This window comes from Vulcanisaeta sp. EB80 (genome assembly GCF_002078205.2).
This window is the reverse complement of sequence record NZ_LCWN02000111.1, coordinates 1-3596: the sequence shown is the minus strand read 5'-3', so window position 1 is coordinate 3596 and position 3596 is coordinate 1. Positions and strand designations below refer to the sequence as shown.

3 protein-coding genes, 1 tRNA gene and 1 pseudogene are annotated in these 3596 nt (G+C 45.5%); 1 reads left to right on the top strand and 4 read right to left on the bottom strand.

Annotated elements, in window-relative coordinates; all coding sequences use genetic code 11:
- Positions 1 to 193 precede the first annotated feature (193 nt).
- Entirely contained in the window at positions 194 to 1588 is a 1395-nt protein-coding gene (locus tag B7L70_RS12050; protein WP_238376249.1) for a transposase, read from the bottom strand.
- A 93-nt stretch (positions 1589 to 1681) separates the two neighbouring features.
- Here B7L70_RS12050 and B7L70_RS12045 point away from each other — a divergent pair, with 93 nt between their 5' ends.
- Positions 1682 to 2155, top strand: coding sequence for an NAD-binding protein (locus tag B7L70_RS12045; protein WP_238376248.1), 474 nt, complete (start codon positions 1682 to 1684; stop codon positions 2153 to 2155).
- 65 nt (positions 2156 to 2220) lie between these two features.
- Here B7L70_RS12045 and B7L70_RS12040 read toward each other — a convergent pair.
- From B7L70_RS12040 to B7L70_RS12030, 3 genes and pseudogenes are all read right to left on the bottom strand, one after another.
- Positions 2221 to 2339 (bottom strand) — tRNA-Ser (locus tag B7L70_RS12040).
- A 66-nt stretch (positions 2340 to 2405) separates the two neighbouring features.
- Positions 2406 to 3311 carry a fumarylacetoacetate hydrolase family protein gene (locus B7L70_RS12035; protein ID WP_081228395.1) on the bottom strand — a complete coding sequence of 302 codons (906 nt, stop codon included), beginning with the start codon at positions 3309 to 3311 and terminating at the stop codon, positions 2406 to 2408.
- A 141-nt stretch (positions 3312 to 3452) separates the two neighbouring features.
- Positions 3453 to 3596: pseudogene (locus B7L70_RS12030) on the bottom strand (glutamate synthase); the annotation flags it as partial.

The window sequence follows — 3596 nt, the reverse complement described above, 5'->3', positions numbered from 1 at the left end:
AGCAATTACACACCAAATCAACAATCCTAGACACAACAACAATGGGCATCGAGGAATTAAACGAAGTGCTCAATACCGTCAATAGGGAGGGATTGAACTACCTAACCGTCAGACTCGAGGGAGGACCAAAACAAGCCGAATGACCCTCTCCCCGCCCTTTAGGGCGGGGTTTCTACCGTGGGGGTCTCGTGTGTTACCCCTCCTTGGGGGTTATTGGTTTCACGCCGTTGGTGGTTATGATGAAGCTTAGTATTTTTCTTGGTATTGGTACTTCGTAACCCACCCTCCTTGCTATGTTCCTTGCCGCGTTCAGATCGGCATTGATTTTTATTCCAGTTAGTTTACACACATAGAGTCCCCTCTTGACTCTCCCGTTTTCATGATTCACATTGCATATTGAGCATTGCCTACTAGTACCGTACTCATTAACCACATTGAGTTTGATTCCGTATTCCTGTAACACATCACCCAACCAATTAATGATTTTCGCATACCACCAGATGTTTGTGTTGTACTCATTACCATTGTCTTGGCTCACCATGTATGGGTAGCCAATAAACACTTCATCAATGCCCATCTGCCACAGTGTCTCGGCTAGGAATCTAATGGCTGTGCGGTAGTAGTGCCTTAGTCTCTCGTGTTGCTTGTAGATTGCGCGTAAGTAAATTGCGTGGTACTTTTTCCATGACTCGAATCCGTGGTTCCTCAACCAATCCCTAACGGATTGGTAAGTGCTTATTTCACGCTTCCACCAGTAGTACTCGGACTTGATGGTTGAGCCCTTGATTAAAATGGCAACATCGGTGTGGTTGAAGACTACTGCGAATAGGTTGTTCAAGCCAATGTCTATGAAAGCCTTGTTACTGCCCTTAGGCTCCTCGATTTGTATTTTCTCGCGAATGCCCTTAACGTAACCCTTCGGGTTACTCTTTGCTGGTTTGGCACCAACCTCTATGGGCACATACGCGAACCACCTATTGTCCTCAAGCTTGATTACAAGCGTGCCTTGTTTACCAGACCACTTAATTTTGCCAGCGTATTTTATTTTCAAACCCCAGTCCTTTAGGACTATGTATCCTTCACCACCATTGATAAGCTCTAGGTAGTACCTATCGTTCCTCACCAAGATTCTTAACAACCTCTTCCCCAACACCTTGTCCTTCCAGAAGCCTGGCGGTGAAGGCTTTCCGTAAAACCTCGGCAGCTTGCCTTGTTTATACATCTTATTCAGCTCGAAGAATGAATCCCACTCTTGGTTGTTTAGGTTAATCACCTGCCCAGCATTCACACCCAACCTATCCTTGTACTTGTGATAAAACTCGTGCTCTGTGTCTTCGAAATCAACCCTACCCGTTTCCCTAAACTGCACCAATCTAGCATAATTCAGTTCATTCCAAAGCCTAGCTGTGGCATCGGCAATTCTACGCAACTTGCGCTCTTGAGAACCACTTGGCAGTAGCCTCAGCCTAACAGTACGCCTGTTTTCATCCATCTTTTTACGAAAAGAGGGAGTGCCCGGGTTGGTGAAAACAGTGGGTAATCGACCCACCAACTCACCAGAGGAAGAGAAAGGCACCAACCCAGGCACCAGTTGCCACCAGCAAGGCAGGGTTTTATAAACCTGATACTGAGCCCCCACGCAGTGGGAAAACCCGCCCTAAAGGGCGAGGCTTGTCGTTAATTGTCAGGGACTCTAGTCATGTTCGTGGGTGGTGACGAGAAGCTATACAGGACCAGTGAGGAGGGACTCAGGCAACTGGGTACGCCAATATACGTAGGATCCCACGAACAAGCCACACTACTCAAGTTAATAAGCACATCAATAATAATAGCCAATACGGCAATTCTGGCAGAGCTAATGCCGTTAATTAAGGAATTGAACTTAAACAACGACACACTAATGAAAGCGCTAACCATGAGCGGGGCAGACTCAGCACAACTAAGGACGAGGTTACCCTGGATGCTGAACAACAACTACCCAGAATCATTCTCAATAAACCTAGCCAAATACGTAATAGACCAAACAATAAAGCACGCAACAAACAGAGGCAAAACACTACCACTACTAACCACAATAAACAAAACCCTCGAAACAGCCAACCAAAAGGGCCTCGGCAGAAAAGACTTCTCCGAAATAGCCAACCTAAACCCATAAGTAAAACACTAGGGCAAACTAACGGCTAAAAACAAGACACTCAAGAAAACATTGAAAAATTATCCTGGTGCCGGGGCCGGGATTTGAACCCGGGCCCCCTTGCGGGGACGGACTTAGCAGGCCCGTAAAGGTCTCCGCGTCAATCCTGCGGAGATCGCCTTGGACCTGGCTCGGCCACCCCGGCGTTTGATTGTTTATTGCTTATGGTTTAAAGGTTTTTGCTTCCATAATTAGTTTTTAACCACGAGTATTATTCCTCGATAACGGTGTTCATTAACGTGCCTATACCCTCTATCTCAGCCTCCACAACATCACCACCCCTAAGGAACTTATTCCTTGGAAAACCCACGCCTGCAGGCGTTCCAGTGCTTATGTAGTCCCCTGGCTTTAGTGTTATGCCCTGTGAGGCCCAGTGTATTAATTCTGGTATTTTGAATATGAGATTTTTCGTATTGTCGTCCTGCTCCACCTCACCATTAACCCTAAGGGTTAGCCTTAAGTTATGTGGGTCCTCTATTTCGTCCTTCGTTACCACGTATGGGCCGACGGGTGTTGATGAGTCCATGCTTTTGCCGTAGATCCAATCCATGCCGTAGGGCTCCTTACTGGGGAATTGCCAGTCACGCATTGAGACGTCATTAAGTATTAGGTAGCCGAAAACATGGTCAAGGGCTCTATCAACATCGATGTACTTGCCTTTCCTACCTATGATCAGTGCTAACTCAACTTCCCAATCAACTTGCTTGGAAGCCCTAGGCTTCAGTATTGGTTGTTTATGACCGATAAGCGCGTTTGGAAACTTGGGGAAGAAGTATGGTCTATCTAGGGGCTTGGCGCTGCTTTCCTTACCATGTTCTCGATAATTGACTGCAACACAAAGGATCTTCTCGGGGTTGGTGACAGGCGGCAACCAGGTAATCGAGGCTGGATCCCTAACTACGGCATTACCCGACTTTAAAGCCCTATTTATTAAATCTCTGATTAATTGCATGATAGGTTCGCCACCCTCAATCAGTGATTTCATATCATAGAGAAAGTTTGGTGCGTTATCTGTCTCGTAAATCCTCATGTAAGTCTCCGGTAAATCCATAACCACATTATTGACGTAAGCACCCACCCTTTGTTTACTACCCCAAACAAACGATAGGAGTCTCACGAAGCAGGTAGGTAAGTAGACTTATTTAAACACCACCTCATACTTGTACTATCTCTGTATCTTGTTAACTTATTTAATTAATGCCGTATGTATTTAAAAATTATCGCTATATTTTATATGGGATTAAAATTATAAATAATTTTACTCCCTCCAACCATCCTTAAGTAAATATTCCTCAATTGCCATAGCGGCATCAATGCCGTTCTTTAATGCCTTACCTATTAGGCTTGGTCCGGTGGCTACATCGCCTGCTGCGAACACACCCTTTCTAGTTGTTCTGTGTTT